This window comes from Actinopolyspora sp. BKK2, assembly GCF_011291845.1.
Classification (GTDB): domain Bacteria; phylum Actinomycetota; class Actinomycetes; order Mycobacteriales; family Pseudonocardiaceae; genus Actinopolyspora; species Actinopolyspora saharensis.
Window position 1 is genome coordinate 295,591 of the sequence record NZ_JAANTE010000005.1, and the last position, 25,959, is coordinate 321,549.

Sequence of the window (25,959 nt, forward strand, 5' to 3'; positions counted from 1 at the left end):
GCCGCGCCCGTGAGCCCGTGAGCACGGCGTCGTCGGGCACGTGATCCGGCTGCCCCGCCGCTCCGGTGGGGCAGCCGGGTGAGGAGCCGGCCCGGGGGAACGGAGAAGTTGCCCCGCTCGCCGGAACGGTGAGCGAACCGCTGCCTCCCCGGAGGAGCGCGGACTCAGTCGCCGCCGCCTCGGGCGGGACCGTGCTCGGCCCCCTCCGGCCGGTTCGGTTCCTCCGGGGCGGTGTCGCCCACTCCGCGCGCGGCCAGCGCCTCCCCGAGCTCGTCGGCGTGGCGCAGCGTGCGCACCAGGAACGGTACGGCGAACGCCGAGACCGAGCGGGTCGCGTTCCGCGCCCGCTGGGCCTGCCGGGTCTGCTCGGCGATGGTCGACAACGCGCCCACCGCCTGCACGGTCAACCCGACCAGCAGCCCGAGGAGCTCCGGGCGGACACCCAGCCTGCGGGTGGGGGCCAACCCGCGCTCGATCGCGGAGACGAGATCGCCGATCCTGGTGGTCAGGGTGAACAGGTTGGCCGCGCTGATCGCGACGAGCAGTCGCAGGCACACCACGATCGCGCTCTCCGGGCCGATCAACCACCACTGCAACGCGAGCACGGCAGCCAGCAGCACGAGCAGCAGCCGCATCATCCGGAGCACCCTGCCCGGTCCGATGCGCGCCACCACGAAACCGACCAGCACGGCCACGCCTCCCAGCGCGAGCGGAACGGGCTCGTCGAACACGACGAGCACGGTGGCGAAGGCGATCAGCCCGAGGAACTTCCACCCGGCCGGAGCTCGGTGCAGCGGGCTGTCGCCGGGTTGGTAGAGGCCCAGCGGGGTACTCACGTCACCAGCTCCCTGTAGTGGCGCAGCGCCGCAGCGGGTTCGTCGTCGGCGACGACTCCGCCCTGATCGAGGACCACCACGCGTTCGAAGTCGTCCAGCAGCTCCAGGTCGTGGGTGACCAGCACGACGCGCTGCTGCAGGGTGTGCAGTCGTTCGACGAAGAGCCGCTTGTTGCGCAGGTCCAGCAGCGTGGTCGGTTCGTCGCAGACCAGCACGTCCGGTTCGAGCACCAGCATGGAGCACAGCGCGAGCAGCTGCTTCTGCCCACCGGAGAGCTGCTGCGCCGGGTGGTCGGCGTAGCCCTCCAGACCGTGCTCGGCCAGCGCGGCAGCGGCCCGGTCCCGCCGCTCCCCCTTGGACAGTCCCTTGCCGCGCAGCGAGAAGGCGACGTCCTCACCGGCCGTCGGCATGACGATCTGGGAGTCCGGATTGGTGAACACGAAACCGACCCGCGAGCGGACGCGTTTTCCGTCCCGCACCGTGTCGAGGCCGTCCACCAGCACCCGACCCCGCGTGGGGTGCACCAGCCCGTTGATCATGCGGGCCAGTGTGGACTTGCCGGAGCCGTTTGCCCCGACGAAAGCCACCCTGCGCTCGGTGATTTGCAAATCGATCCCGGAAAGCACCGGGTGCTCGCCGTAGGTGTGGCCCACTCCGTCGAACTCGATCAATCGTTCTCTCCCCTCGGGGACGTGCGCAAGCGGGAAACTTCCGGGGTGCGGGCGCACCGCGCGGTGGCGGCGCTCAGGGGACCAGCTCCCAGACGGTGGCCACTCCGATGCCACCTCCCGAGGACAGCGCGGCCATCCCCACCCGGTTCCCGCGGGTGGTCATCCGGTGGAACAGCCGGACGAGCAGCATCGCCCCGGAGGCTCCCCACGGATGACCGAGGGCGATGGCCCCTCCGTCGGGGCTGACCGCGCGCTCCTCGACGCCCACCGCGTCCGCGCAGGCCAGCACCTGCCCGGCGAAGGCCTCGGTGAACTCGACCACCTCGGGAGTGCGCCCAGCGGTTTCCAGCGCGGAGCGCATGGCGGGAACGGCGGCCAGCCCGAGCCGGTTGGGGTCGACGCCGCTGGTTTCCCGGGCCAGCAGCCGGATCCCCGGTGCGCCCAGCTCGCGCCGTTCGCGTTCCGCGGTGACCGCCACCACCGCCGCGCCGTCGCTGATGCCGCACGAGTTCGCCGCCGTGACGGTACCCCCTGCGGTGAACGCGGGAGGGAACCTGGCCAGCCTCCGCTCGTCGAAACCCGCGCGTGGCCGCTCGTCGGTGCGGACCCCGTTGACCTCGACGATCTCCTCGTCGAAGACCCCCGAGCGCTGCGCCTCCACGGCACGTCGGTGGCTGCGCTCGGCGAAGCGGTCCTGCCGCTGCCGGGAGATCCCGGCCTCGGCGGCCACCAGGTCGGCGGCAGGCCCCATGTCGGGGTCACCGACCTCGGCGGGGGCGAACGGGGCCCGGGAGTAGAAGACCGGAGGTTCGGCCGCGTCCCGCGGGCGGCGGGCCCGCCACGGGGCAGTCGACGCGCTCTCCGCGCCCCCGGCCAGGTAGAACTTCCCCGCGCCCGCGGTCACCAGGTCGGCGGCGGTGACGATCGCGCTCAGCCCGCTCGCGCACTGGCGGTCCACGGTGGTGCCCGGCGTGCCGTGGCCGAGACCGGCGCGCAGCGCGGCCACCCGCGCCGGGTTCCCGCCGGGCCCGCGCGTGTTGCCCAGCAGCACGTCGTCGACCCGCTGGAAGCCGCTGTCGGCCAGCGCGGCCTCCAGCGCGCTCGCGGCGAGCCGGTCGACTGCCACCTCGCGGAGCGAGCCGCCCGCGGTGCCGACCGGGGTGCGCCGCGCGGCGATGATCACTGGGGTGTGCGGGGCAACGTCGTCTTCGGTCATCGCAGTGTCCAGGTGGGGAGCTCTCCCGAACCGAGCTGGTCCTCGATCCGGCGCCGGGCCGGTTTGCCCGCCGGGGTGCGGGGAAGCGCTCGCGCGGACAGCCAGCGACGCGGGCGCTGCGCGCTGCTCAGCGACTCCCGGGCCACCCGGCGGAGCTCGGTCACGGGTGGCGGGGTGGAGGGGTCGACCTCGAGCACCGCGGTGACCAGGGAGCCGAACCTGGGGTGCGGGGTGCCCACGACCACCGCGTCGACCACCCCCGGAACCGAGCGCAGCACCCCCTCGACCCGCTCGGCCGGTACCAGCTCGGCCCCGCTGCCGATGGTGGCGGAATCGCGGCCCAGCACGGTGAATCCGCCGCCGACGTGGGCGGAGGCGAGGTCGCCCACGCTGTGGAAACCGGGTTCCACGGGGGTCAACTCCCCCGACTCCATCCGCCCGGAGAACCCCAGCGGGGAACGCACCCACAGGGTGCCCGTCCCGCCGGGGGCGACCGCGTGCGCTCCGTCGCGGATCTCGGTCTCCACGTGGCGGGCCGGGTGCAGCAGCCCGTCCGCACGACGCAGGGCCACGAGCGAGTGCTCGGCCGATCCGTAGTACTCCACCAGCTCGCAGCCGGGCAGCGTTTCCGCCAGCCGTTCCCGGAGCCGCGCGTCCGGCTCGGCCCCGCCGCAGACGAAGCGGCGCACCCGGCACCGCGCACGCGCCCGCGGGTCGCGCTCGAGCACCGCGAGCAGCGCCGCGAGCATGGACGGCACGAGGTGCACCACGTCGGCCCTGGAGCAGGCCTCGGCCGCCTCCTCTGCCGACCAGCGTTCGAGCAGCTCCACCTCGGCGCCGAGGTGCATGGCGTGCAGAGCTCCGAACAGGAACAGCGAGGAGCTCAGCGGGCCGGGGATCAGCACCGCGTCCTCCGCGGTGATGCCGACCTCGAAGGCGGCGAAGCTGCACCACCAGGAGGAGCGGGTGCGGGCGAGGACCTTGGGGCGGCTGGTGCTGCCCGAGGTGGTGGGGAAGTGGAACAGGCTTCGCCCCGAGCCGCGCGCGGTGAACCGGGTTCCAGGGGGTCCTGGACGTCCGCAGGCCCGCACGTCCGGAGCGGCGTCCTCGAGGACGGCGGATCGCTCGGCCGGGCTCCAGCCCGGATCGAGCAGCAGCGCACCCGCGCCGAGCAGGTCGGCGCCGAGCAGGTGGGCGAGCCTGCTCGGGGCGGTGCCGTCACCTTCGACGGCTATCCGGCTTCCCCCGACCGCGCCGGAGGAGCGGAGTTCCACGGCGGCGGCGTGCGCCGAGTCGAGCAGCTCGACGGCGGTGAAGCGGTGGGGACCGTGGTGCAGCGCGCGGGGCAGCCCCCCGGCCAGGATCGGGGGGAGCTCCGCCGGCGGGACGTCCGCCCCCGCGGTCCCCCGGCTCGGCCGCTGGTTCGTCACCGGGCTCATGACTTCGCCGCCTTCCTGCGGGGGAGGGAATGGGGGAAGGCGCGGTGCACGGCTGCCGCGACCAGCGAGACCAGCACGACCTTGGTCAGATCGCCGGGGAGGTAGCCGAGGGCGGCCACGCCTGCCGCGCGGAGATCGCCGATCGCCTGGGCCATGAAGGGGACGCCGAACAGGTAGTCCACGGCGATGCCGGCCAGGTTGGCTGGCAGCAGCACCGCGAGGGTGGGCTTGCGCGCCGCGGACACGATCAGCCCCACCACCAGCGCCGAGGCGATCCAGCCCACCAGGAACCCGCCGCTGGGGCCGAAGAACGGGGCGATGCCACCGCGCCCCCCGGACAGCAGCGGCAGTCCGAGCGCGACCAGCACGAGCAGCAGCAGCACCGAAGCGGCACCGCGGCGGGCCCCGAGCAGGCTCCCCGCCAGCAGCGGCCCGGTGTTCTGCAGCACGATCGGCACCGCCGCGCCCGCCAGGTAGATGCCGGGGAAGGTGCCCAGCACGGCGGTGAACGCGGCGAAGACCACGACGCGGGCCAGGTCGGCGGCAGGCCGGGCACCACCCGACCGTCCGTCCGAGGGTTGGGGGGAATCGGTCGTCACGCTGTTCTCCTGCGGAAACGTTCGGGAGAGGTCCGGAGGGCGTGGACGGGGACGCCGGTTCGACGCCGTCCCGTCCCGCCGCGGGCGGAAACAGCGGACAACCTAACCGCGATCACCGGCATTACAGAAAAAACCGGGCGCTGTTGTGGGGACTCCACAACAGGGGGGCCGCTGCGTGGAGTCCGGGTCCGCTCTTGTCGATGACCGGCGAGTTCCGGTAACTGGCCGTCGCGTGCCGGCGCCTCGGAAGAACCACTCGGGACACAGCACGAGGTCGGGGCACCCGTCGGTGGGGTTGCGGGTTTACCAGGGCTCAGAAAGGAAATCCCAGGGGTGTCCAAGAAGTGCCCGCTGGCCGATTGTGGAGTGGGCGTGACCGGAGAGGTGCCACCATGCTTTCGATGTTGCGCAAATACGGATTGGATTCGGACAAGATGATCGGTGCGGGGATCGCCTCGGTATTCCTCTCGTTCGCCTCCTGGGCGGCTTCCCGCGGTCTGCAGGGGGAGAGCCTGGCTCGTGCGGACAGGTGGGGCATCTTCGTCGGGGAGTGGGCCCCGACATTCCTCGCACTCGGCGTGGCCATGCGGATGGAGGAGTACACGCACCCGGAGATGCCCGAGCAGTCCGACCGTCAGCGCGAGCGCGACACGAGCACTTCCGGGATCGGCCGGTGAACGAGCTCGCGGACGGGGCGCGGGTGCGGGACGTGACTCCGCGGAGGGGCGAGCCCGGCCGGCCGCGGAGCACGCCCCGCCCGCTCACCGGTCCGTCGTCGCCGAGTCCAGCCGCCGCAGCGCACCCCGGACCACCTCGGGATCGTGGGTGCTCCAGAACGGGGGCAGCGAGGCGCGGAGGAAACTCCCGTAGCGAGCGGTGGCCAGCCTGGGGTCGAGCACGGCGACCACCCCGCGGTCGGAGGCCGAGCGCAGCAGCCTGCCCGCGCCCTGGGCCAGCAGCAGCGCGGCGTGGGTCCCCGCGACCGTGATGAACCCGTTGCCCCCGTTCGCCGAGATGGCCTTCTGACGAGCCGAGGCAAGCGGGTCGTCCGGCCGGGGGAACGGAATGCGGTCCATCACGACCAGTTGCAGCGACTCACCGGGCACATCCACCCCCTGCCACAGCGACAGGGTGCCGAACAGGCTCGTGGCCGGATCCTTGGCGAAGGAGTCCACCAGCAGCCCGGTGCTGTCCTCCCCCTGGCACAGCACCGGAGTGGACAGTCGTTCCCGCAGCTCGTCGCAGGCCTGCCGCGCCGCCCGCATGGAGGAGAACAGGCCGAGGGTGCGGCCCCCCGCCGCCGTGACCAGCTCGGCGAGCTCGTCCAGGTAGGACTCCGGGAGTCCGTCCCTGCCGGGGGAGGGCAGGTGTCGGGCGACGTAGAGGATGCCGCTGCGCTGGTAGTCGAAGGGCGATCCCACGTCGAGGCCGACCCAGCTGGGTTCCGACGCGTCGGAGGGGGGCTCTGCCGCGGTGGCGGTGTCCGCAGCAGGCCGGGCCGCCCGCTGCGGAGGCAGTCCCCACTGCCCGGCCAGGGTGTCGAAGGAACCGCCCAGCGCCAGCGTCGCGGAGGTGAGCACGGTCGTGCGCTGCTCGAACAATCGCTGGCGCAGCAGCCCGCCCACCCCGAGCGGAGCCACCTTCAGCGCGGGGGCGCGCCCGTTCTCCGCGCTGAGCCACACCACGTCGTGCCGTTCCCCCTCCGGGGCGTCGAACCCGTCGAGCAACCGCATCGCCGTGTCGTGGACCTCCTGGGTGGGCGCCAGGGCGAGCTTGCGCACGCTGCCCGTCTCCGCGTCCTCGCGCTGCTCGGTGCCCAGCGCGGTGACGCAGGCAGCGGCCGCGTCCCGCACCCCGGACAGCGCGGAGGACAACTCCCGCGGCAGCTCCTCCAACCGCCCGGGAGCCGACTCCCCGAGCACGAACTCGAGCCCCTCACCTGCCTCGTTCAGCCGGTCGGCGATCTCCTCGTCCACCGCGCGCCCGCACCTCTTGGCGGCCTGCTTCACGGCGGAACCGGAGAGTTCTCCGCCCGCTGCCGAAGTGACCCGGTCCACCAGGTCGTGCGCCTCGTCGACCACGACCATGTCGTGCTCCGGTAGCACCGGCTTGTCGTCCAGCGCGTCGATCGCCAGCAGGGCGTGGTTGGTGACCACGATGTCGGCCCGCCCGGCCTCGTTGCGGGCGTGCTCGGCGAAGCAGTCCGCTCCCACCGGACAGCGGTGCGCCCCGAGGCACTCGTTGGCCGTGACCGACATCTGACGCCACGCGCGCTCCGAGACCCCCGGAACCAGCTCGTCGCGATCCCCCGTCTCGGTCTCCGAGGACCACTCGCGCAACCTGCGCACATCGCGTTCCAGGGCGGAGGTGGCCGCGGGATCGAACAGCGCGGCCTCCTCCGGTTCCTCGGGGGCGTTGCCGTGAACCCTGTTCAGACACAGGTAGTTGCGCCTGCCCTTGAGGATCGCGAACGTCGGCCGCCGACCGAGCGCCTCGGAAAGAGCGGTGGCCAACCGGGGAAGGTCGCGCTCCACCAGCTGCCGCTGCAGCGCGATGGTCGCGGTGGAAACGACCACGGTCGTGTTCGCGGCCACGGCGTGCCGGATCGCCGGGACCAGGTAGGCCAGCGACTTCCCGGTTCCGGTCCCGGCCTGGACGGCCAGGTGCTCACCGGACTCGATGGCGTTGTCCACCGCCTTCGCCATGGCGGTCTGGCCCTCCCGCGGTGTTCCGGAAACGGCTTCGACCGCGACCGAGAGCAGCGTGTCCAGATCGGCGGGCTCCGCGCGTTCCGCGCGCTCGGTGCGTTCCGCCGTGCTCGGGGTGCTCGGCCCGGGAGGTGCACCGGCCCCGGCGGAGACCGGCTCCGGTTCGGGAGCGCTCTGCTCCACGAGCTCGGGAGGAAGTTGTTCGGTCCCGTCGGGCTCGAAGACGTCGGAAACTGACCAGTTCGGAACGGAAGCGGGCACGTTCGCCGACGTTACCGCAGCGTCCTTCGATGCCCTCCGCTACCCGAGATCGAGGCGCCGCGGAACGCGCGCGAGGGGAGAGGGCGCTCGGCGAGCGTCCACAACCACCGAAGGAGGCCTCCGCGCGGGGCGACCGAGCGCCGGGCCCGCCGTCAGCCGCGAACCACCGGCTCACCGGAGAGGGTCACCCCCGCGGCGCGCAGCTGCTCCAGGGCGCGGTCCACGGTCTCCTCCGCGACCCCGGCCGTGAGGTCGAGCAGCACCCTGGTGGCGAAACCGGAGCGGACGGAGTCCAGCGCGGTGGCGCGCACGCAGTGGTCGGTGGCCAGCCCGACGACGTCGACCGAGTCCACCCCCCGCTCGGCCAGCCACTCGGCCAGCCCGTTGCCCTCGAAGCCCGAGTAGCCGTGGCTGTACTGCCCCTTGGAGAAGACGGCCTGCACCGGTGCCACGTCCAGCTCGGGGTGGAAAGCGGCCCCTGCGGTTCCGGCCACGCAGTGCACCGGCCAGGAAGTCACGAAATCGGGGTTCTCGGCGAAGTGGTCACCGGGGTCCACGTGGTAATCCCTGGTCGCGACCACGTGGTCGTGCTCGGTCGTGGTGAGGTAGCGCGAGATCGCCGAGGCGGTTCCCGCCCCTCCGCTCACGGCCAGCGCGCCGCCCTCGCAGAAGTCGTTCTGCACGTCGACGACGATCAACGCCCTGGTCATCTTCGTCCCTCCAACCTTCCCGACGGCCCTGCCCGGCGGACTCCTCCGACGGGGCGGTGCCCGCCCCGCGGTGCTTTCAGCGGTTCTCGAACACCGTGGGGATGGCGGGCTCCCCGGAGGACAGCTTGAGCCCCTCCCAGGGAAGGCTCACCAGCGCGTGCCGGAGTCGCTGCCGATTGTCCTCCAGCCCGGGCAGATTCTCGACCCTGCGGCCTCCGCGGATCAACGGCGTCTGCACGAACCTGTCGTGCGGTCCGGCCGCGGGCGGCTCGTGCCCCGCGCCGTTGCGGTAGACGACCTCCTCCAGCGCGGTGCCGGTCGGTTTGTGCCTGCGCAGCGCGGCCTTGCTCCCGCCGCGCGACTCCTTGTGCGAGCTGCGCTTGGCCACGGGGCGTCCGTCCACCTCGGCCAGTTTGTAGACCATCCCCGCGGTGGGAGCCCCGGAACCGACCACCAGGGAGGTGCCCACGCCGTAGACGTCCACCGGCTCCGCGCGCAGCGAGGCGATCGCGAACTCGTCCAGGTCCCCGGAGATCACGATCCGCGTGCCCGTGGCCCCGAGCGAGTCGAGCTGCTCCCGCGCCTGCCTGGCCAGCACACCGACGTCACCGGAGTCGATGCGCACCGCCCCCAGCTCGGTGCCTGCCACCTCAACGGCGGTGCGGATGCCCTCGGTGATGTCGTAGGTGTCGACCAGCAGGGACGTGCCCGCTCCCAGCGCGTCGACCTGGGCGCGGAACGCCTCCCGCTCGTTGTCGTGCAGCAGGGTGAACGAGTGGGCGGAGGTCCCGGCCGTGGGGATCCCGTAGCGCGCCCCGGCCTCCAGGTTCGAGGTGGCCGTGAAACCGGACAGGTAGGAGATGCGGGCGCAGGCCACGGCCGAGTCCTCGTGCGTGCGGCGGGAGCCCATCTCGATGAGGCGCCTGCCGTTGGCGGCCGAGGACATCCTGGTCGCGGCCGCCGCCACGGCGCTGTCGTGGTTGAGGATGGACAGGATCACCGTCTCCAGCAGCACGGCCTCGGCGAAGGTGCCCCGCACCGTCAGCACGGGCGACCCGGGGAAGTACAGCTCGCCCTCGGGGTAGCCGTCCACGTCACCGGTGAAGCGGTACTCGCGCAGCCAGTCGAGCGTCCGCTCGTCGCAGACCCGGTCGCGTTCGAGGGCCTCCAGCGTCCGCTGGTCGAAGCGGAAGTTCTCCACCGCGTCCAACACCCGCTCGATGCCGCCCACCACTCCGTAGCGGCGCCCGCCCGGCAGGCTCCTGGTGAAGACCTCGAACACGCAGTCGCGCTGGGCCGTGCCGTCACGCAACGCGCTGCTGAGCATGGTCAGTTCGTAGTGGTCGGTGCGCAGCGCGGTACTGGCTGGATCGGTCATATGCGCGAGATTACGTGCCGTGGGAAGGCGCGTGGGCACCAGCCGTCGGGCGCGAACGTGTGAGAATGGGGATATGACCACCCCAGCCGAAGCGGAGAGTACGCAGGTCGAGCCGGAGGAGACCGGAGCGTCGGAGCGGCCTTGGGTGACCATCGTGTGGAACGATCCGGTCAATCTGATGTCGTACGTGACCTACGTCCTGCAGAAGGTCTTCGGTTACAGCGAGGAGCACGCCACCAAGCTCATGCTGGACGTGCACAACAAGGGCAGGGCCGTGGTCTCCTCGGGATCCAAGGAAAAGGTGGAGGGCGACGTGGCGAAACTTCACGCCGCGGGCCTCTGGGCAACCATGCAGCACGACTCGTGAACGGACAGCGAACCCAGTGCAGGATTGGACACGCGACAACGGCCGCCTGGTGAGCGAGCTCGAAGCCAACGAGGCAGCGGTGATCCGGGGCCTCGTCGGCGAGATCAAGGACATGCTCACCGCCCGTGCGCAGCAGGCCCCGCAGGACGAGCTGGCCGAGTTGACCGGGATGCGCACCGGTCCGAACACGCCGCCGCAGGAGAGCGTGCTGGCGAGGTTGCTGCCGGACTTCATCCGGCCGGACAGGGACAGCTTCGAACCCGAGACCGAGGAGGCCGACACGGCGGGAGCGCTGCGCTCGCTACACGAACCCGAGCTGATCGACCACAAGAGCGGAGTGGCCGAGACCGTGCTGGAGACCTGCCCGGAGCAGGGCGGTGAAGTCTCGCTGACCGAGGACCAGGCCGACAGCTGGCTGTCGGCGATCAACGACGTGCGCCTCGCGCTCGGCACGGCGCTGGACATCTCGGAGGAAACCCCGGAGGAGCCGCCGGAGGACCAGCTGCAGCGCGAGCACTACTACGTCTACCAGTGGCTGACCTGGGTGCAGGACAGTATGATTCGGGCCCTGACTTCTTGACCCCTTGTGACGGTACTTTGCTTGGGTGGTTGGTTAGCCGGCACGTGAGTCGGCGCCTTGGGAGCGTTGGGCACGCTCTTGAGTAGCGACCTACGCGGCGAGCGGCCCGGCCTTGCAATGCATCCGACTCACGCACCGGATCTTCTCGTCCTGGTCAGGCTGAAGCACTCGCGTTGGGGTGCGGCCGCGCACCGGAAGTGCGCAGAGCGCCTGGATCGGCACTCCCGACCAAGGGGCGCTGTCCAGCGGAGCGCTTACGAGCCTGAGCAGTCGGCACCGCCGCGCAACCACCCGCGCAAACCGCGCCGGGAAACCTTCCAGGAGGCCTGATGGTGGAGAGCTTCGGGCGGGGCAGTGGGGCGAACAACGCGATCACCGATGTCGCCGGGGTGTCCGTGGGACACCGCCACCGCCTCGACGAGCGCTGGGCGACCGGGAGCACGGTGGTGCTCACTCCGGAGGGAGCCGCCGCGGGGGTGGACGTCCGGGGCGCGGGCCCCGGAACGCGGGAAACCGACGTGCTCGACCCCGACCACCTGGCCCAGCTGGTGCACGGGGTGCTGCTCGGTGGGGGCAGCGCCTTCGGGCTCTCCGCGGCGGACGGGGCGATGCGCTGGCTGGCCGAGCGCGGACACGGGCTGCGCGTGGGGAGCACTCCGCACGAGGTGGTGCCGATCGTGCCCGCGGCAGTGCTGTTCGACCTGCCGATGAGCGACTGGGGCAGACGGCCGGACGCGACCTTCGGCTACGCGGCCTGCGAGGGGCGGAGCCGCGGAGTTCCCGCGACGGGCAACGTCGGCGCGGGGACCGGGGCCGTGGCCGGGGCGCTCAAGGGCGGCGTGGGCACCGCCAGCGCGGTGCTGGAGGACGGGACCACGGTCGGCGCGCTGATCGCGGTCAACTCCTCGGGAGCGGTGGTCGACCCGAGCACGGGACTGCCGTGGGCGCTGTCCAGCGGTCTGGAGGGGGAGTTCGACGTCCCGGCGCCCTCCGCCGAGGCGATCGCGGCGGCGCGGGCGCGCAACGCGCGCACGGACCGCTCCGGCGCGGAGATCGCCCCGCTGAACACCACGATCGGAGTGGTGGCCACCGACGCGGGATTCGGAAAGCCCGAGTGCCGCAGGGTCGCGGTGGCCGCGCACGACGGTGTGGCCCGCGCGGTTCGCCCCGCCCACGGGATGACCGACGGGGACACCGTGTTCGCGCTGGCCACGGGGGAGCGCTCCGGCGCCCCGGCTGCGGGTGAGCCTGGCTGGGTGGCCGCGCTCGACGCGGTCTGCGCGGCGGCGGCCGAGGTGACGGCACGGGCGATCGTGCACGCGGTGCTCGCGGCCGAGTCGGTGGCGGAAGTGCCCGGTTACACATCCCTTTACCATCCCGAGCGGGAATGAATCACGGGCGAACGACGTTTCGCCCCAGGAACGATCCGCCGCCGGGTTCACATGATGGGAGCCCGGTGACTCACCCCGTAGGATGGTGGCTGTGCTGGTGATCCGACGCGACCTCGTGGATGCGATGGTTGCGCATGCTCGACGGGACCACCCGGATGAGGCGTGTGGTGTGGTAGCTGGCCCGGAAGGGTCAGATCGCCCCGAGCGGGTGATCGAGATGATCAACGCCGAACGTTCGCCGACGTTCTATCGGTTCGACTCCACCGAGCAACTGCAGGTCTGGCGGGCCATGGACGCCGCGGACGAGGAGCCGGTGGTCATCTACCACTCGCACACCGCCACCGAGGCGTACCCCTCGCGGACCGACGTGTCCTACGCCTCGGAACCCAACGCGCACTACGTGCTCGTGTCCACCAGGGACCCGCAGGAATACGAGCTGCGCTCCTACAGCATCGTCGACGGCGTCGTCACCGAGGAGCCGGTGGAGGTCGTCGAGTCCTACATGTTCGCCCACACCGGCAGCGACGACATCCCCGACCGAGGCTGAGCCCCCACGTCGCGCGGACGTGCGCGGCGTGGCTGTCGGGTGGATTTGCGAAATTACGTGTGGTTCACAGGAGGTTGCGCCATGGCAGTCAATGTTTCGATCCCGACCATTCTGCGCACTTACACCGGTGGGCAGAAGTCGGTTGAGGCCGACGGCAGCACCGTGGCCGAGGTGATCAACGATCTCGACTCGCGGCACACGGGGCTCAAGGACCGACTGGTCAAGGACGGTGCGCTGCACCGTTTCGTGAACGTCTACGTCAACGACGAGGACGTCCGGTTCGTCGGTGGCCTCGAGGCCTCGATCTCGGACGGGGACAGCCTGACGATCCTGCCTGCCGTCGCAGGCGGCATGCGCTGAAGCGTTCCCTCGCGGGGAGGAGATTGACGTGGCCCGCTACGACTCGTTGCTGGACACCCTCGGAGACACTCCGCTGGTCGGACTGCCGCGGCTCTCGCCGTCTTCCGACGTGCGGTTGTGGGCGAAGCTGGAGGACCGTAACCCGACCGGTTCGGTCAAGGACCGGCCCGCGCTGGCCATGATCGAGGCGGCCGAGAAGGAGGGCACCCTCACCCAGGGGTGCACGATCCTGGAGCCCACCTCGGGAAACACCGGTATCTCCCTGGCCATGGCCGCTTCGCTGAAGGGGTACGGCCTCGTTTGCGTGATGCCGGAGAACACTTCCGAGGAACGCAGGCAGATCCTGCAGGCTTACGGAGCGCGCATCGTCTCCTCCCCGGCCGAGGGAGGTTCGAACCAGGCCGTGGTCGTTGCCAAGCAGCTGGCCGAGCAGAACCCGGACTGGGTGATGCTGTACCAGTACGGCAACTCGGCCAACGCCGAGGCGCACTACCGGGGGACCGGTCCGGAGATCCTGAAGGACCTCCCGAACGTGACGCACTTCGTCGCCGGTCTCGGAACGACGGGAACACTGGTGGGTGTGGGGCGTTACCTGCACGAGCAGAAGCCGGGCACCCAGATCGTGGCCTCCGAGCCGCGTTACGGGGAGCTGGTCTACGGACTGCGGAACCTGGACGAGGGCTTCGTCCCGGAGCTCTACGACGCCGACGTGCTCAACCGGCGGTTCTCCGTCGGCTCCTACGACGCGTTGCGGCGGACCCGCCAGCTGCTGGAGTGCGAGGGCATCTTCGCCGGCATCTCCACCGGGGCCGTGCTGCACGCCGCGCTGACGGTGGGCGAACGCGCCGCCGCGGCCGGGGAGTCCGCCGAGATCGTCTTCCTGGTGGCCGATGCGGGCTGGAAGTACCTGTCCACGGGCGCCTACGGGGGCACGCTGGACGAGGCCGCGCAGCAGCTGGACGGCCAGCTCTGGGCCTGATTCCCTCCGGGGCGGGACCGTTCGGCGAGTTCCCGCGGCGGCGTGAATCAGCACCGCCGCGGGAGCGCACCGGAGGTCCCGCCACGACGGGGAATCTTGCTGCGTTCGACGCTCCCGTCCGCGACGTCGCGTGGGCGGTGTCACCGGCCAACGGCCCGCTCCGCGTCCACCCGCGTGTGGTCGCGCCTGCCGCGATCAGCGTAAGCTCGGCGGTGTGAGTTCGGCCTCCACAGGATCCGGTCCGCGGCGCAAACCCCGAGTGCTGCCACCGCAGCCGGGGAGGGCGGCGGCGGTGTCGCTGGCTTTCGTGGCCCTGCTGTACGTGCTGGAACTGATCGACCAGCTGTTCTTCCAGGCGGGGGCGACCACTCCCGGAAGAGTGCACGGGCTCGACGTCAACGGCATCCAGCCGCGTGAGGTGGAGGGACTGGACGGCATCGTCTGGGCACCGCTGCTGCACGCGGGCTGGGAACACCTCATGGGCAACACCCTGCCGCTGCTGGTGCTCGGGTGGCTGTGCATGGCGGGAGGGATGGGCCGCTTCGTCGTGGTCACCGCCGTGGTCTGGGTGATCGGCGGACTGGGGACCTGGTTGGTAGCCGGGGAGTCGACCACCCACCTCGGCGCCTCGGGCCTCGCCTTCGGCTGGCTGATGTTCTTGCTGGTGCGCGGCTTCTTCACCGGGAGCATGGCGCAGATCCTGGTGGCCGTGGTGCTGGTCGTCTACTGGGGCGGAATGCTGTGGGGCGTCCTGCCCGGGCAGCACGGGGTCTCGTGGCAGGCTCACCTGTTCGGAGCGCTGGGGGGCGTGCTCGCTGCCTGGCTGGTGACTCGGAGTGACCGTCCGCACAGGGGCGGGTCCGCGCGTTCCGGTGAGCTGCCGGGCAGACTGGGGTCGTGACCCAAGCACCGATCGGGATCTTCGATTCCGGCGTGGGCGGCCTCACGGTGGCCCGCGCGATCATGGACCAGCTTCCCGGAGAACGGCTGCGCTACGTGGGCGACACCGCCAACGGCCCCTACGGGCCGCAGCCGATAGCGCGGGTGCGCGAGCACGCCCTGGCGGTGGCGGACTCCCTCGTCGAAGAGGGGGTGAAGATGCTGGTCGTGGCCTGCAACACCGCTTCGGCCGCCTGTCTGCGGGACGCGCGGGAGCGCTACGATATTCCCGTGGTGGAGGTCGTGCTGCCCGCCGCGCGCCGCGCGGCTGCCACCACCCGCAACGGCAGGGTGGGGGTGATCGGCACCAGCGCGACAGTTCGCTCCCGCGCCTACGAGGACGCGTTCGCCGCCGCCCCCGGGGTGACCCCGCACACCGTGGCCTGTCCCAGGTTCGTGAACTTCGTCGAACGCGGGACGACCTCCGGCAGGCAGATCCTCGGGCTGGTGCAGGCCTATCTGGATCCGCTGCAGCGGGCCGACGTGGACACCCTGGTGCTCGGGTGCACCCACTACCCGCTGCTGAGCGGGGTGCTGCAGATCGTCATGGGCGATCAGGTGACGCTGGTCTCCAGCGCGGAGGAGACGGCGAAGGACGTGGTGCGGGTGCTCACCGAGCGCGACCTGCTCGCGGAGCGGGACGCCTCTGGCGACCCGCCGAAGCACGAGTTCCGCGCCACGGGCTCGGCCGAGCCGTTCGCCAAGCTGGCCCGACGTTTTCTCGGGCCTTCCGTCACATCCGATGTTGCGTTGCCGCCCGACGTGTCACGCTCGGTCGTGTGAAGCTGACGATCCTCGGTTGCTCCGGCAGCATCCCGGGCTCCGCCACGCCCGCTTCGGGGTACCTGGTGGAGTCGGGCGGCGTCCGGATCCTGCTCGATCTGGGCAACGGCACGTTGGGAACCCTGCAGCGCTTCGCCGATCCGTTCGCCGCGGACGCCCTGCTGCTTTCACACCTGCACCCCGACCACTGCGCGGACTTCGGCGCGCTGACCGTGCTGCGCCGGTACCACCCCGACCCGCCGTACGCCCCCGGCGAGCGCAGGCTGAGCGTGTTCGGCCCGGAGGAGGCGCCGGACCGGCTGGCCGCGCTGTACGCCCCCAGCTCAGCCGAGCGCGCCGCGACCGACCTCTCCGACGTGTTCGACTTCCGCTCCGTGCCCGAGAGCCCCGTGCGGATCGGCCCGTTCGAGATCACGGCTTTCCCCGTGGAGCACATCTGCCCCAGCTGGGGGTTCCGGGTGGCCGCCGAGGGCAGGGTGCTGGCCTACACCGGTGACACCGGTCCCTGCGGCGGGCTCACCGAGCTCGCCGCCGACGTCGACGTGCTGCTGTCCGAGGCCTCCTGGCAGGACTCCCCGGACCGTCCGGACGGGCTGCACCTCTCGGGCAGGCAGGCCGCCGAGGTGGCCGAGAGCGGTTCGGTGGGCAGGCTGCTGCTGACGCACCTGCAACCCTGGGCCGACAGCGCCGCGATCCTCGCCGAGGCGCGCGCGAGCACCTCGGCCCCCGTGGAGCTGGTCTCCGCGGGCGAGACCTACGAAGTTTGACGGCGGTCTTCGCGGGGCGGTCGACGTGGCCGCCCGGTCCTGCGGCTGCGTGCCCCGGTGGTGCGCTTCGGCCGCGCTTCGCGGGTGGGATACTGCCCCGGTCGGAGATGGCGCCGTCGAGATGGAGTGCTGACATGACTGTCACCGCCGTTTGGCCGATCGACTCGCCGGATGCCCCGAACGGCGGCGACGGTGTGACGTTGACCGACCCGTCCGAGGTGAGCGGGCTGCTCAGCAGGCTGGCCGAGCCGGGCGCCGGGGTGGCCACCGTCTGGCACGAGCACCGCGAACCGGCCGACGAGGAAACCGGGATGCTCGACCACGACGTCTGCGTGGCAGTGCGGGACGGCTACGGCTACCTGAGCTACATCGACGTCGAGCACGACCTCGCCGTCCCGCGGGGCGATCCGGAATCGCCCGCGCTGGTCGGGGAGGACGTGGAGTTCCCCGCGGGCAGCGGGGTGGAGCTCGGCGTGCTGGCCGAGGCGCTGAGCGAGTTCCTGCGCACCGGGCGTCGTCCCGAGTCCGTCGACTGGAGCACCGTCGAGGAGTGAGCCCGGGTGCGGCCGGAAAACTCCGGCGGTTTTCCGGCCGTCCACGGCGACGTTCTAGGGTGGTGCGCGTGGCAAGAGCTGATGGCAGGAGCGACGACGCGCTCAGGGACGTACGGATCACCCGTGGTTACCAGGACTGGCCGGCCGGGTCGGTGATGGTGGAATTCGGTCGCACACGGGTGCTGTGTGCGGCCAGCGTGCAGGAGGGAGTTCCGCGCTGGCGCTCCGGTTCCGGCCTGGGCTGGGTGACGGCCGAGTACGCGATGCTGCCCTCGGCGACGAACACGCGCGGGGCGCGCGAGTCGGTCAAGGGCAAGATCGGCGGGCGCACGCACGAGATCAGCAGGCTGGTGGGGCGTTCGCTGCGCAGCTGCATCGACATGAGCGCGCTGGGGGAGAACACGATCACGCTGGACTGCGACGTGATCCAGGCCGACGGTGGGACGCGCACCGCGGCGATCACCGGGGCCTACGTGGCGCTGGCCGACGCGGTCACCTGGCTGCGGGCCTCCAAGCGGCTCTCCGATCCCAAGCCGCTGTCCTGCGCCGTCTCCGCGGTCAGCGTCGGTGTGGTGGACGGCAGGGTCCGGTTGGACCTGCCGTACGAGGAGGACTCCCGCGCCGAGGTGGACATGAACGTGGTGGCCACCGACCACGGGACCTTCGTGGAGGTGCAGGGCACCGGGGAGGGCGCGACCTTCCCGCGTTCCACCCTGGACGAGATGCTGGACAAGGCGCTGGCCGGTTCGGCCCGGCTGTGCGAGCTGCAGGCCGAAGCGCTGGCCGAGCCCTACCCGGGGCAGCTTCCGGGGAGCAAGGCATGAGCAGGTTGTTGCTGGCCACGCGCAACTCGAAGAAGCTCGTCGAGCTGCGCCGCATCCTCGCCGACGCCGGGGTGGCCGGTGTCGAGGTGGTCGGGCTGGACGACGTGCCGGAGTTCCCGGAGGCCCCCGAGACGGGGGCTACCTTCGAGGAGAACGCGCTGGCCAAGGCCGCCGACGCGGCTCGGGCCAGCGGGCTTCCGGCCGTGGCCGACGACTCGGGGTTGAGCGTGGACGCGCTCAACGGGATGCCCGGAGTGCTGTCGGCGCGCTGGGCGGGCAGGCACGGCGACGACCAGGCCAACCTGGATCTGGTGCTGGCCCAGTTGGGCGACGTGCCCGCGGAGCGGCGCGGGGCCGCTTTCGTGGCCGCCGCCGCGCTGGTGACCCCGGACGGCGCGGAGACCGTGGTGCGCGGCAGCTGGCCGGGTCGCATCGTGCGCGAGCCGCGCGGGACCAACGGTTTCGGCTACGACCCGATCTTCGTTCCCGAAGGGGAGAGCCGCACTTCGGCGGAGCTGTCCTCGGCGGAGAAGGACGCGGACTCTCACCGGGGGCGGGCGCTGCGCGAGCTGCTGCCGCACCTGCGGGCGCTGGCGGGGTGAGCTGGGGCGTTCCCCTGCGAGGCCGAGCCCGTGGGTTTTCCAGTTTTGCTTATAACTGGGACTTTTCCCAGGGGGTTCTCAGTTATAGGCAAAACTGGAGTCCCTGTGCTCCGGAGCGGGGGTCGCTGGAGAGCCGAGCAGTGCCCCGCCGTCCGGAGAGGCGCGGCCGCCCGAACACCGCGCCGTCGGAGGACTGTGAAAAGTCCCTCCCCGGTGTGGGAAGCCCCCGGACGGGTAGCTAGGTTTCCGCCGTGCTTGGCGAATGGCTGGAACCGGTACTGCTCGCCGTGGCCGGATTCGTGTCCGGTTGCGTCAACGCCGTCGCGGGCGGTGGCTCGCTGCTGGTGTTTCCCGCGCTGCTCGGCACGGGACTTCCGCCGCTGGCGGCCAACGTGACGAACTCGGTGGCCCAGGCCCCCGGTTTCGTCGGCGCGGCGCTGAGCCAGCGCCGGGACCTCATCGCCAACGGACGCAGGCTGCTGTCGATATCGATCGCGGCCGTGCTCGGCTCCGCAGGGGGCTGCGCCCTGCTGCTCATCCTCCCGGGTGAGGTGTTCGACGCGGTGGTTCCCGCTCTCGTGGGGCTCTCGGCCGTGCTGATGGCCTTCCAGAACCGCATCCGGAAATGGCTCGGCAACCCGGACCAGCACGGCCCGGACAGCACGGTGCTGCTCACCGGGGGGATCTTGTTGGCCTCGGTCTACGGGGGCTACTTCGGCGGGGCGCGCAGCGTCATCTTCGTGGTGATCCTGGTGCTGACGGCCAATGCGACGATGCGCACGCTCAACGCCGCGAAGAACTGGCTGAGCCTGCTCGGCAGCGCGGTCACCGTCGTGATCTACGCGCTGCTCGCGCCGGTGGACTGGGTGGCAGTGGCCGCGCTGGTGCCCACCACGCTTCTCGGGGGCGTGGTCGGCGGAAAGGTGGCGCAACGGCTGCCCGCCGCGGGCTTGCGCTGGGCCGTCGTGGTGATCGCGGCCGTGGTCGCGATCTACATGGCCGTGGACTGAGGAGATCTCGCGGAAACGGTGCACGCGGATGATCCGCTCGGCGGACGTCGTCGTGGGGCGCCGCCGCGATTCCGCAGCGGAAACGGGTGGAAACGGGCGGAACCGGTGGGGCAGCGTCGGGCCCGCGCCGGGAACGGGCCCCGCCGACACCGGATTCGACTCCGGTCAGACCCCGATCTCGCGGCGCAGCCGGTCGACGTGGCCGGTCGCCTTGACGTTGTACTTCGCCTGCTGGATCTTGCCCTCCGCGTCCACCACGAACGTGGAACGGATCACGCCCTGGACGATCTTGCCGTAGTTGTTCTTCTCACCGTAGGCGCCCCACTGGCTCATGACCGCGCGGTCCGGGTCCGACAGCAGCGGGAAGGTGAGTCCTTCGGAATCGCGGAACTCGGCGAGCTTGCCGGGCTTGTCCGGCGAGATGCCGAGAACCGCGAAGCCTGCCCCTTCCAGATCGGCGAGGTTGTCCCTGAAGTCGCAGGCCTCCTTGGTGCAGCCGGGAGTGCCCGCGGCCGGGTAGAAGTACACGACCACGGGGCTTCCCCGGTACTCCGACAGCGTGACGGAACCGCCGTCGGCGTCGGGCAGCGTGAAATCGGGGGCGACATCGCCGGGGGAGAGTTGTTCGGTCATGCCTCGACGCTAGCCGATGACGCTTCGCTCACGGACGCGATCCCGCGGTGCCGGAGACCACCACCGCTCCGGAGTCCGCCGTGGAGCCGGCGCTTTCCGCGTCGAGATCGCTCGTGGCGATCATCATCCCGAACAGGAGCCCGGCCACGGCCGAGACGGTCACCGCTATGGCGGACAGAGTGTAAACGCGGACGCTCACCGCCGTACCCCTCACAAGGTCGTTTTGCCTGCAGTCGATCAGTAGATCGCGAAGCAGGGCTGAATCGTTACGCTACGTCCCTCGACAGGGGGAGATTTCTGCTGGTTTCCGCGTGATCGCTCTCTCGAGTTGCGGGGGCGGATCACTGCGGAGACGGTCACGAGCGGAGCCCGTGCCCGACGGCTCCACCGGGGGCGCTTCCCCCTCGCCCAGCAGTGGACACTCTTCGTTGGAGCAGCGATGCCGACAGTGGCCGACCAGTTCATCGAGGTGCTCGTCGAAGCGGGCGTGGAGCGGATCTACGGCATCGTGGGGGACAGTCTGAACCCGATAGTCGACGCCGTCCGACGCACTCCCGGCATCGAGTGGGTCTACGTGCGGCACGAGGAGGCCGGGGCCTTCGCCGCGGCGGCCGAGGCCCAGATCACCGGGCGGTTGGCCGTGTGCGCGGGCAGCTCGGGCCCGGGCAACCTGCACCTGATAAACGGCCTGTTCGACGCGCACCGCAGCGGTGCCCCGGTGCTCGCGCTGGCCTCCCAGATCCCCTCCGAGCAGATCGGCACCGCCTTCTTCCAGGAAACGCACCCGGAGCGGATGTTCAACGAGTGCAGCCACCTCTGCGAGGTGCTCTCGCACCCGGAGCAGATGCCGCGACTGCTGCGCAGCGCGCTGCAGACGGCGGTGGGACGGCGCGGGGTATCGGTGCTGGTGATGCCGGGCGACATCGCGGAGCGCACCACGGTCAACCCCACCGGGCGGGGAAAGGTGCACAGCGATCCCCCGACCGTGGTGCCTCCCGACTCCCAGGTGCGCGCGCTGGCCGAGTCCCTCAACTCCGCGGAGCGGGTCATGCTGTTCTGCGGTGCGGGGACGCGACAGGCGCACGACGAGGTGATGCAGCTGGCCGACACCCTCAAGGCGCCGGTCGGCCACGCGCTGCGCGGCAAGGAGTGGATCCAGTACGACAACCCCTTCGACGTCGGGATGAGCGGACTGCTCGGCTACGGGGCCTGCCACGAGGCGATGCACAAGGCCGACCTGGTCGTGCTGCTGGGCACGGACTTCCCCTATGACAACTTCCTGCCCCAGGCCAACACGGTCCAGGTCGACATCGAACCGTCCCACCTGGGGCGGCGCACCGCGCTGGACTTCGCGGTCCAGGGCGACGTGGCCGAGACGATCCGGGCCGTGCTGCCGCACCTGACGACGCGGACGGACCGGGACTTCCTGGACAGGATGCTGCGGGAGCACGCCGACACCCTGGAGCGGGTGGTGGAGGCCTACACCCGCGACGTGGACAAGCAGGTTCCCATCCACCCGGAGTACGTCGCCGACGTCCTCGACGACGTCGCGGACGAGGACGCGGTGTTCACCGTGGACACGGGGATGTGCAACGTCTGGTCCGCGCGCTACGTCACCCCGAACGGAAGCAGGAGGGTGATCGGGTCGTTCATCCACGGTTCGATGGCCAACGCCCTTCCGCACGGGATCGGGGCGCAGTTCGCCGACCCGGACCGCCAGGTGGTGGCGATGGCAGGTGACGGCGGGCTCTCCATGCTGCTGGGTGAGCTGCTGACGCTGCGCACGCAGAACCTGCCGGTCAAGGTGGTGCTGTTCAACAACGCCTCGCTGGGCATGGTCAAGATGGAGATGCTCGTGGACGGCAAGCCCGATCACGGGACCGACCACGAGCCCGTGGACTTCGCCGCGCTGGCCGGAGCCATGGGGCTGTACGCGGTGCGCGTGCAGCGGCCGGAGGAGGTGCGGGTGGGGTTGCACGACGCGCTCTCCCACCCCGGCCCCGCGGTGATCGACGTGGTGACAGATCCCAACGCGCTGTCCCTGCCCCCGCAGATAACCGGTGCTCAGGTCAAGGGATTCGCGCTGGCTGTGAGTCGGACGGTGCTGAGCGGCGGAGTGGGCAAGATGGTCCGGCTGGCCCGCAGCAACCTGCGCAACATCCCGGGACGTTGACCCCGCGCACCGCAGCGGTGGTGCCCGCTCCGTTCGGTGCGGGCGATCCGCTCGAGGCAGCGGGCGGGCCGTTCCACCCCGTGGAAGCGGCGAGCTGGTTGTCCGCTGGGTAACACTCCGGTTACTTTCCGATTGCCGGATGAGCAGACTGGGATCATGACAGTGAGCCCGACGGTCCGGCGGCGCAGACTCGCGGCTGAGCTGCGGAGGTTGCGCGCTGCCAGCGAAGTCACCCAGCAGCAGGCAGCGCGGTACCTCGGCTGCACCCAGGCCAAGATCGGTCGGTTCGAGACGGCGAAGCGCTCGCCGACGGTCGGCGACGTAGCGGCGCTGCTGGAATTCTACGAGGTGGACGGAACCACCAAGCACCGGATTCTCGAACTCGCCAGGGAAGCCAGGAAACGGGCGTGGTGGCATTCCTACGGAGATGTCCTGACCGAGTGGTACGCGACCTACGTCGGGCTGGAGTCCGAGGCGTCTTCAATGCGCACTTTCGAGCCGGAAGCGGTTCCGGGATTGTTGCAGACGGAGGAATACGCCCGCGCGATCACGCGGGAGACCCTTGTCGCGGCGTCCGAGTCGGAGATCAGTCGCAGGGCGGAACTGCGAATGCGGCGCCAGCACAGGGTCACCGGCCGGGATCCGCTCGAATTGTGGGCGGTGATCGGCGAGGCCGCGCTGCACAGCAGGGTGGGCGGAACGCAAGTGCTGCGGGAGCAGCTGCGCCACCTGCTGGAACTGGCGCGGCAACCGCACATCACGCTGCAGGTCATGCCGCTGGAGGCCCGGGCCCACCCGGCGCGGATGGGGCCGTTCGTGATTCTGCGTTACGCGGAGGATGTCGACCCGGACATTGTCCACCTGGAGACGCACGCCGGGGGTTTGTCCCTCGAAGGGGAGAACGAGCTGTCGAACTACGACGCCATGATGGAGCATCTGGGTGCGCACGCCCACGAACCGCGGAAATCGCTGGACGTGATAAGCGCACGGATAGGAGAACTCTAGATGTCTGAATTCTTTTCATGGCGGCGGAGCAGTCGCACCCAGGGGCAGGGTCAGTGCGTCGAAGTCGGTTTCGCGGAAAACGCGGTCGGGATCCGGGACAGCAAGAACCCGCTCGCAGGTTTGCTGACCGTGGAACGCGCGCAGTGGCGGGCCTTCCTGGAAAGGATCCGGAAAGGCAACACCCAGCGCTGAGCCGGACGTCTCCGACGGTGCGGGGCGGAGCGGGCTCCGCCCCCCCACCGGAAGTGCCTCGCGGTGCGCGGGTGCCTCAACGTTCGGCGGGTGTCCCGCCCGCGGCAGGCGGTTCCCGTCCGGTCCCCTCGCCGGTGGCCCCGTCGTCGGTGGCCCCGTCGACGGTGGACCCCTCGCCGGTGGACCCCTCGCCGGTGGGCCCGGCGGGATCAGCGCGCAGGAACGGGGTCAGCAGACCGGGAACCGCCTCGTCCGCGAGAGCCACCCCGGCGGAGGGCTCCACGTCGTGGACCGAGTACTGACCATCTCCCGCGGCGGTGGTGGCGCTCATGGTCACCAGCCCGGCCAGCCGCTGGAACGGGGACTGCCGGACGCGCCACCCGATGATCGCGTTGCGCTGGAGCTGCACCGTCCTCCGGACGGCGGTTCCGTGGCGGGTGACGAGGAAGTCGCCGCGGAGCTCGTGCCCCAGGTTGCGGTAGGCGTCCCACGCGAACAGCGCGGCGGGCAGCGCGGTCAGCACCGCCCCGAGCGGACTCCACCACGGGAGCGGACCGAGCAGCCGCGCCACGACCGTCGCGCCGACCAGCACCAGGACGACGAGCACCGCCCGCGTCATCCTCCTGCGCAGCGCCGCGCGCGGATGCCCTCGCAGGTTCCCCGACCGCCCGGTGCCGTCGGCGCGTTCCAGGACCTCGGCGCCGATCCGTTCCGCGACGTGACGCGGGGCGGGCGGCAGCAGCGCCTTGTTGTCGGCCCGGCCGGAGCTCTCGCTGCCCAAGCCGGTGGCCACGGCGGTGAGCCTGCTGCCGCCCGCCAGCCGGAGCAGCAGCGGTTCGGCCAGCTCGATCCCGCGGAGCCTGCGCTTCTCGAGGGACACGGCCCGCGTGGTCAACAACCCGCGTCTGACGTGCAGCGCTTCCCCGCTCTCCGTCGAGAGGCGATATCCCCACCACATCTCCAACGAGATCATCAGGGCGCCGACCCAGCCGCCGACCAGCAGCACCAGCAGGACCAGCAGCACCCCGATCCACAGCGAGGGCCCGGTCAGCACCGAGTCCGCGCTGCCGGGCAACCGCTCCACCAGCCAGGAGGTGACTCCGAGCGCCCGCAGCAGATCACCGAGGGTGTTCAGCACCGAGCCGAGGCCCGCCCAGGTGACGAGAAGCAGCGAGGCGGTCAGCGTGCTGTACAGGTACCAGCTCGGGCGCATCCTGGCCAGTTCTGCGCCCCTCGAGGTGGCACCGCCGACCTGTGCGGGGGACGACTCGTCCGCGGGAGCGCTGCGCCGTCGGCGGAGAAGTTGCTCGCGCAGTCGCTCGGCGCGGTCGGTGGGCAGGGCGTCCAGCCTGAGCTCGGAGGCCTTCGTGGACTGCCTGCCGGTTCCGATCCTGATCACCGAGATGCCGAGCAACCGATGGGGAAGCGGTGCTGTCAGGTCGACGCTCCGGATGCGCTCGCGCGGGATCGAGTGGAAGCTGCGGGAGAAGTTGCCCTGGCGCAGCTCGAAGCGTTCCGGGGTCACCCGGAAGCGGGTGAAGAACCACCTCCACCAGGCGGCCCCGATCACGAACACCCCCATGGCCAGCGCCACGCCTGCCTTCGGGAGCGTGTTCGAGTCGTCCGAGGGGAACAGCACCAGCGCCACCACGGGCAGCATCGGCACGACGAGCAGCCCCATCGAGGCGAACACGCTCCTGAGGTCCAGGCGCTGCCACTCGGCGAAGGACTCCTCGGACCGCTGCTCTCCTTGCTCGGCGGCTGGTTCCGCGTGCGGGTCGTTCAAGTGGCGTCTCCCGGAACGGCCTGGGTGGTCATCGTGAGTCGTTCCGCGAGGTCGGAGGCCACCTCGTGGTCGAGCCCGGCTATGCTGAGCGGCCCGGCGGCCGAGGCGGTGGTCACGGTCACGGTGGACAGGCCGAACATCCGTTGCAGCGGTCCGCGGGCCGTGTCCACGGTCTGGATGCGGGACATCGGGGCCACGCGCCACTCCCTGCTGAGCCAACCGCTGGCGGTGTAGACGGCCGAATCGGTGGTCTCCCAGCGGTGCACCCGGTAGCGCCACCAGGGCATCACCACAGCGTAGCCCGTTCCGAACGCCCCGACGAGCAGCATCCCCACCAGCAGGAACTCCCGCGCCGAGGCGAACCACCACGCGGCCGGCGCCAACGCGGCCAGCAGCACGACCACCACAGCGCCCGCCCGGCAGCCCCACCAGAGGACGGCACGTCGATCGACGCGGTGCTGTGGTGGTCGCAACCGCACACCGCCGGGCGTTTCGCCGGTGTCGATCATGGGTCACCTCCGAGTCCGCGAGCCCGCGGCACATTTTGGCAGTCGGGAGCGGATGAGCGCGCCCGTGCGGTCCGGATCACGGCCGCTGCTCGTCCCGGCACCCGGTTCCGCGGCGGGGCGTGAGGAGGTCCGCCGCGGGA

General features: G+C 71.2%; 29 protein-coding genes. 17 read left to right on the forward strand and 12 right to left on the reverse strand.

From position 1 onward, the window contains the following. Positions 1-164: 164 nt before the first annotated feature. From G9Q41_RS13490 to G9Q41_RS13510, 5 genes are all read right to left on the reverse strand, one after another. On the reverse strand, positions 165-836 hold the full coding sequence (locus tag G9Q41_RS13490) for an energy-coupling factor transporter transmembrane protein EcfT (protein ID WP_092527076.1): 672 nt from the start codon (positions 834-836) through the stop codon (positions 165-167). Further along, a complete protein-coding gene (locus G9Q41_RS13495) occupies positions 833-1,507 on the reverse strand; it encodes an ABC transporter ATP-binding protein (RefSeq protein WP_165633946.1) in 675 nt (224 codons plus the stop codon). The genes G9Q41_RS13490 and G9Q41_RS13495 overlap by 4 nt, the downstream gene beginning before the upstream one ends. 73 nt (positions 1,508-1,580) lie before the next feature. Further along, positions 1,581-2,723, reverse strand: a complete 1,143-nt coding sequence (locus tag G9Q41_RS13500; protein WP_165633944.1) for a thiolase family protein — start codon at positions 2,721-2,723, stop codon at positions 1,581-1,583. Then, positions 2,720-4,162, reverse strand: coding sequence for an AMP-binding protein (locus G9Q41_RS13505; protein ID WP_165633942.1), 1,443 nt, complete (start codon positions 4,160-4,162; stop codon positions 2,720-2,722). The genes G9Q41_RS13500 and G9Q41_RS13505 overlap by 4 nt, the downstream gene beginning before the upstream one ends. Then, positions 4,159-4,761, reverse strand: coding sequence for a biotin transporter BioY (locus G9Q41_RS13510; RefSeq protein ID WP_165633940.1), 603 nt, complete (start codon positions 4,759-4,761; stop codon positions 4,159-4,161). The genes G9Q41_RS13505 and G9Q41_RS13510 overlap by 4 nt, the downstream gene beginning before the upstream one ends. Positions 4,762-5,162: 401 nt before the next feature. Between G9Q41_RS13510 and G9Q41_RS13515 the strand changes: the two genes are divergently transcribed. Further along, positions 5,163-5,438, forward strand: coding sequence for a hypothetical protein (locus G9Q41_RS13515; RefSeq protein WP_242687416.1), 276 nt, complete (start codon positions 5,163-5,165; stop codon positions 5,436-5,438). An 84-nt stretch (positions 5,439-5,522) separates the two neighbouring features. On the opposite strand, the gene G9Q41_RS13520 is transcribed toward G9Q41_RS13515, so the two are convergent. From G9Q41_RS13520 to G9Q41_RS13530, 3 genes are all read right to left on the reverse strand, one after another. Next, complete coding sequence (locus G9Q41_RS13520; protein WP_092527086.1) at positions 5,523-7,730, reverse strand: ATP-dependent DNA helicase; 2,208 nt, start codon at positions 7,728-7,730, stop codon at positions 5,523-5,525. A gap of 152 nt (positions 7,731-7,882) precedes the next feature. Continuing rightward, positions 7,883-8,440, reverse strand: coding sequence for a nicotinamidase (locus G9Q41_RS13525; protein ID WP_092527089.1), 558 nt, complete (start codon positions 8,438-8,440; stop codon positions 7,883-7,885). Between the two features lie 76 nt (positions 8,441-8,516). Next, positions 8,517-9,818, reverse strand: coding sequence for a nicotinate phosphoribosyltransferase (locus G9Q41_RS13530; RefSeq protein ID WP_092527092.1), 1,302 nt, complete (start codon positions 9,816-9,818; stop codon positions 8,517-8,519). A gap of 73 nt (positions 9,819-9,891) precedes the next feature. On the opposite strand from G9Q41_RS13530, the gene clpS reads away from it, so the two are divergent. The 13 genes from clpS (at position 9,892) to G9Q41_RS13595 (ending at position 19,521) form a co-directional block, all read left to right on the forward strand. After that, positions 9,892-10,185 (forward strand): ATP-dependent Clp protease adapter ClpS, encoded by a 294-nt coding sequence (gene clpS, locus G9Q41_RS13535; RefSeq protein WP_092527094.1) that lies wholly within the window; start codon positions 9,892-9,894, stop codon positions 10,183-10,185. 16 nt (positions 10,186-10,201) lie between these two features. Next, on the forward strand, positions 10,202-10,765 hold the full coding sequence (locus G9Q41_RS13540; protein WP_092527096.1) for a DUF2017 domain-containing protein: 564 nt from the start codon (positions 10,202-10,204) through the stop codon (positions 10,763-10,765). A 329-nt stretch (positions 10,766-11,094) separates the two neighbouring features. After that, on the forward strand, positions 11,095-12,156 hold the full coding sequence (locus G9Q41_RS13545; RefSeq protein ID WP_165633936.1) for a P1 family peptidase: 1,062 nt from the start codon (positions 11,095-11,097) through the stop codon (positions 12,154-12,156). Between the two features lie 91 nt (positions 12,157-12,247). Then, on the forward strand, positions 12,248-12,703 hold the full coding sequence (locus tag G9Q41_RS13550; RefSeq protein WP_092528109.1) for a M67 family metallopeptidase: 456 nt from the start codon (positions 12,248-12,250) through the stop codon (positions 12,701-12,703). Between the two features lie 81 nt (positions 12,704-12,784). Next, positions 12,785-13,063, forward strand: coding sequence for a MoaD family protein (locus G9Q41_RS13555; protein ID WP_092527104.1), 279 nt, complete (start codon positions 12,785-12,787; stop codon positions 13,061-13,063). Between the two features lie 28 nt (positions 13,064-13,091). After that, positions 13,092-14,042, forward strand: coding sequence for a cysteine synthase (locus G9Q41_RS13560; protein ID WP_165633933.1), 951 nt, complete (start codon positions 13,092-13,094; stop codon positions 14,040-14,042). Between the two features lie 259 nt (positions 14,043-14,301). Continuing rightward, positions 14,302-14,943, forward strand: a complete 642-nt coding sequence (locus G9Q41_RS13565) for a rhomboid family intramembrane serine protease (RefSeq protein ID WP_092528112.1) — start codon at positions 14,302-14,304, stop codon at positions 14,941-14,943. Beyond that, the gene (gene murI, locus G9Q41_RS13570) at positions 14,940-15,764 is read left to right on the forward strand and encodes a glutamate racemase (RefSeq protein WP_092527110.1); all 825 of its coding nucleotides are present in this window, start codon (positions 14,940-14,942) and stop codon (positions 15,762-15,764) included. The genes G9Q41_RS13565 and murI overlap by 4 nt, the downstream gene beginning before the upstream one ends. After that, complete coding sequence (locus G9Q41_RS13575; RefSeq protein ID WP_165633932.1) at positions 15,761-16,531, forward strand: MBL fold metallo-hydrolase; 771 nt, start codon at positions 15,761-15,763, stop codon at positions 16,529-16,531. Before murI ends, G9Q41_RS13575 begins: the two co-directional genes overlap by 4 nt. A gap of 134 nt (positions 16,532-16,665) precedes the next feature. Further along, positions 16,666-17,085: an Imm1 family immunity protein gene (locus tag G9Q41_RS13580; protein WP_165633931.1), complete on the forward strand. Its 420-nt coding sequence runs from the start codon at positions 16,666-16,668 to the stop codon at positions 17,083-17,085. Positions 17,086-17,153: 68 nt separating this feature from the next. Next, complete coding sequence (rph, locus tag G9Q41_RS13585) at positions 17,154-17,909, forward strand: ribonuclease PH (RefSeq protein WP_092528115.1); 756 nt, start codon at positions 17,154-17,156, stop codon at positions 17,907-17,909. Continuing rightward, complete coding sequence (rdgB, locus tag G9Q41_RS13590) at positions 17,906-18,511, forward strand: RdgB/HAM1 family non-canonical purine NTP pyrophosphatase (RefSeq protein ID WP_092527128.1); 606 nt, start codon at positions 17,906-17,908, stop codon at positions 18,509-18,511. The genes rph and rdgB overlap by 4 nt, the downstream gene beginning before the upstream one ends. A 251-nt stretch (positions 18,512-18,762) precedes the next feature. After that, on the forward strand, positions 18,763-19,521 hold the full coding sequence (locus G9Q41_RS13595) for a sulfite exporter TauE/SafE family protein (RefSeq protein WP_092527131.1): 759 nt from the start codon (positions 18,763-18,765) through the stop codon (positions 19,519-19,521). 165 nt (positions 19,522-19,686) lie between these two features. Here the strand turns inward: G9Q41_RS13595 and bcp are convergent, their stop codons facing one another. Next, positions 19,687-20,154: a thioredoxin-dependent thiol peroxidase gene (gene bcp, locus G9Q41_RS13600; RefSeq protein ID WP_092527134.1), complete on the reverse strand. Its 468-nt coding sequence runs from the start codon at positions 20,152-20,154 to the stop codon at positions 19,687-19,689. Between the two features lie 28 nt (positions 20,155-20,182). Next, positions 20,183-20,353 carry a hypothetical protein gene (locus G9Q41_RS13605; RefSeq protein WP_165633906.1) on the reverse strand — a complete coding sequence of 57 codons (171 nt, stop codon included), beginning with the start codon at positions 20,351-20,353 and terminating at the stop codon, positions 20,183-20,185. A gap of 240 nt (positions 20,354-20,593) precedes the next feature. Between G9Q41_RS13605 and G9Q41_RS13610 the strand changes: the two genes are divergently transcribed. From G9Q41_RS13610 to G9Q41_RS13620, 3 genes are all read left to right on the forward strand, one after another. Next, the gene (locus G9Q41_RS13610) at positions 20,594-22,327 is read left to right on the forward strand and encodes a pyruvate dehydrogenase (RefSeq protein WP_092527137.1); all 1,734 of its coding nucleotides are present in this window, start codon (positions 20,594-20,596) and stop codon (positions 22,325-22,327) included. A 156-nt stretch (positions 22,328-22,483) separates the two neighbouring features. Further along, the gene (locus tag G9Q41_RS13615) at positions 22,484-23,332 is read left to right on the forward strand and encodes a helix-turn-helix transcriptional regulator (RefSeq protein WP_165633930.1); all 849 of its coding nucleotides are present in this window, start codon (positions 22,484-22,486) and stop codon (positions 23,330-23,332) included. After that, positions 23,333-23,524 carry a DUF397 domain-containing protein gene (locus tag G9Q41_RS13620; RefSeq protein WP_165633928.1) on the forward strand — a complete coding sequence of 64 codons (192 nt, stop codon included), beginning with the start codon at positions 23,333-23,335 and terminating at the stop codon, positions 23,522-23,524. Positions 23,525-23,600: 76 nt separating this feature from the next. Here the strand turns inward: G9Q41_RS13620 and G9Q41_RS13625 are convergent, their stop codons facing one another. Beyond that, positions 23,601-25,310: a PH domain-containing protein gene (locus G9Q41_RS13625; RefSeq protein ID WP_165633927.1), complete on the reverse strand. Its 1,710-nt coding sequence runs from the start codon at positions 25,308-25,310 to the stop codon at positions 23,601-23,603. Beyond that, on the reverse strand, positions 25,307-25,819 hold the full coding sequence (locus tag G9Q41_RS13630) for a PH domain-containing protein (RefSeq protein WP_165633926.1): 513 nt from the start codon (positions 25,817-25,819) through the stop codon (positions 25,307-25,309). The genes G9Q41_RS13625 and G9Q41_RS13630 overlap by 4 nt, the downstream gene beginning before the upstream one ends. Positions 25,820-25,959: the final 140 nt, after the last annotated feature.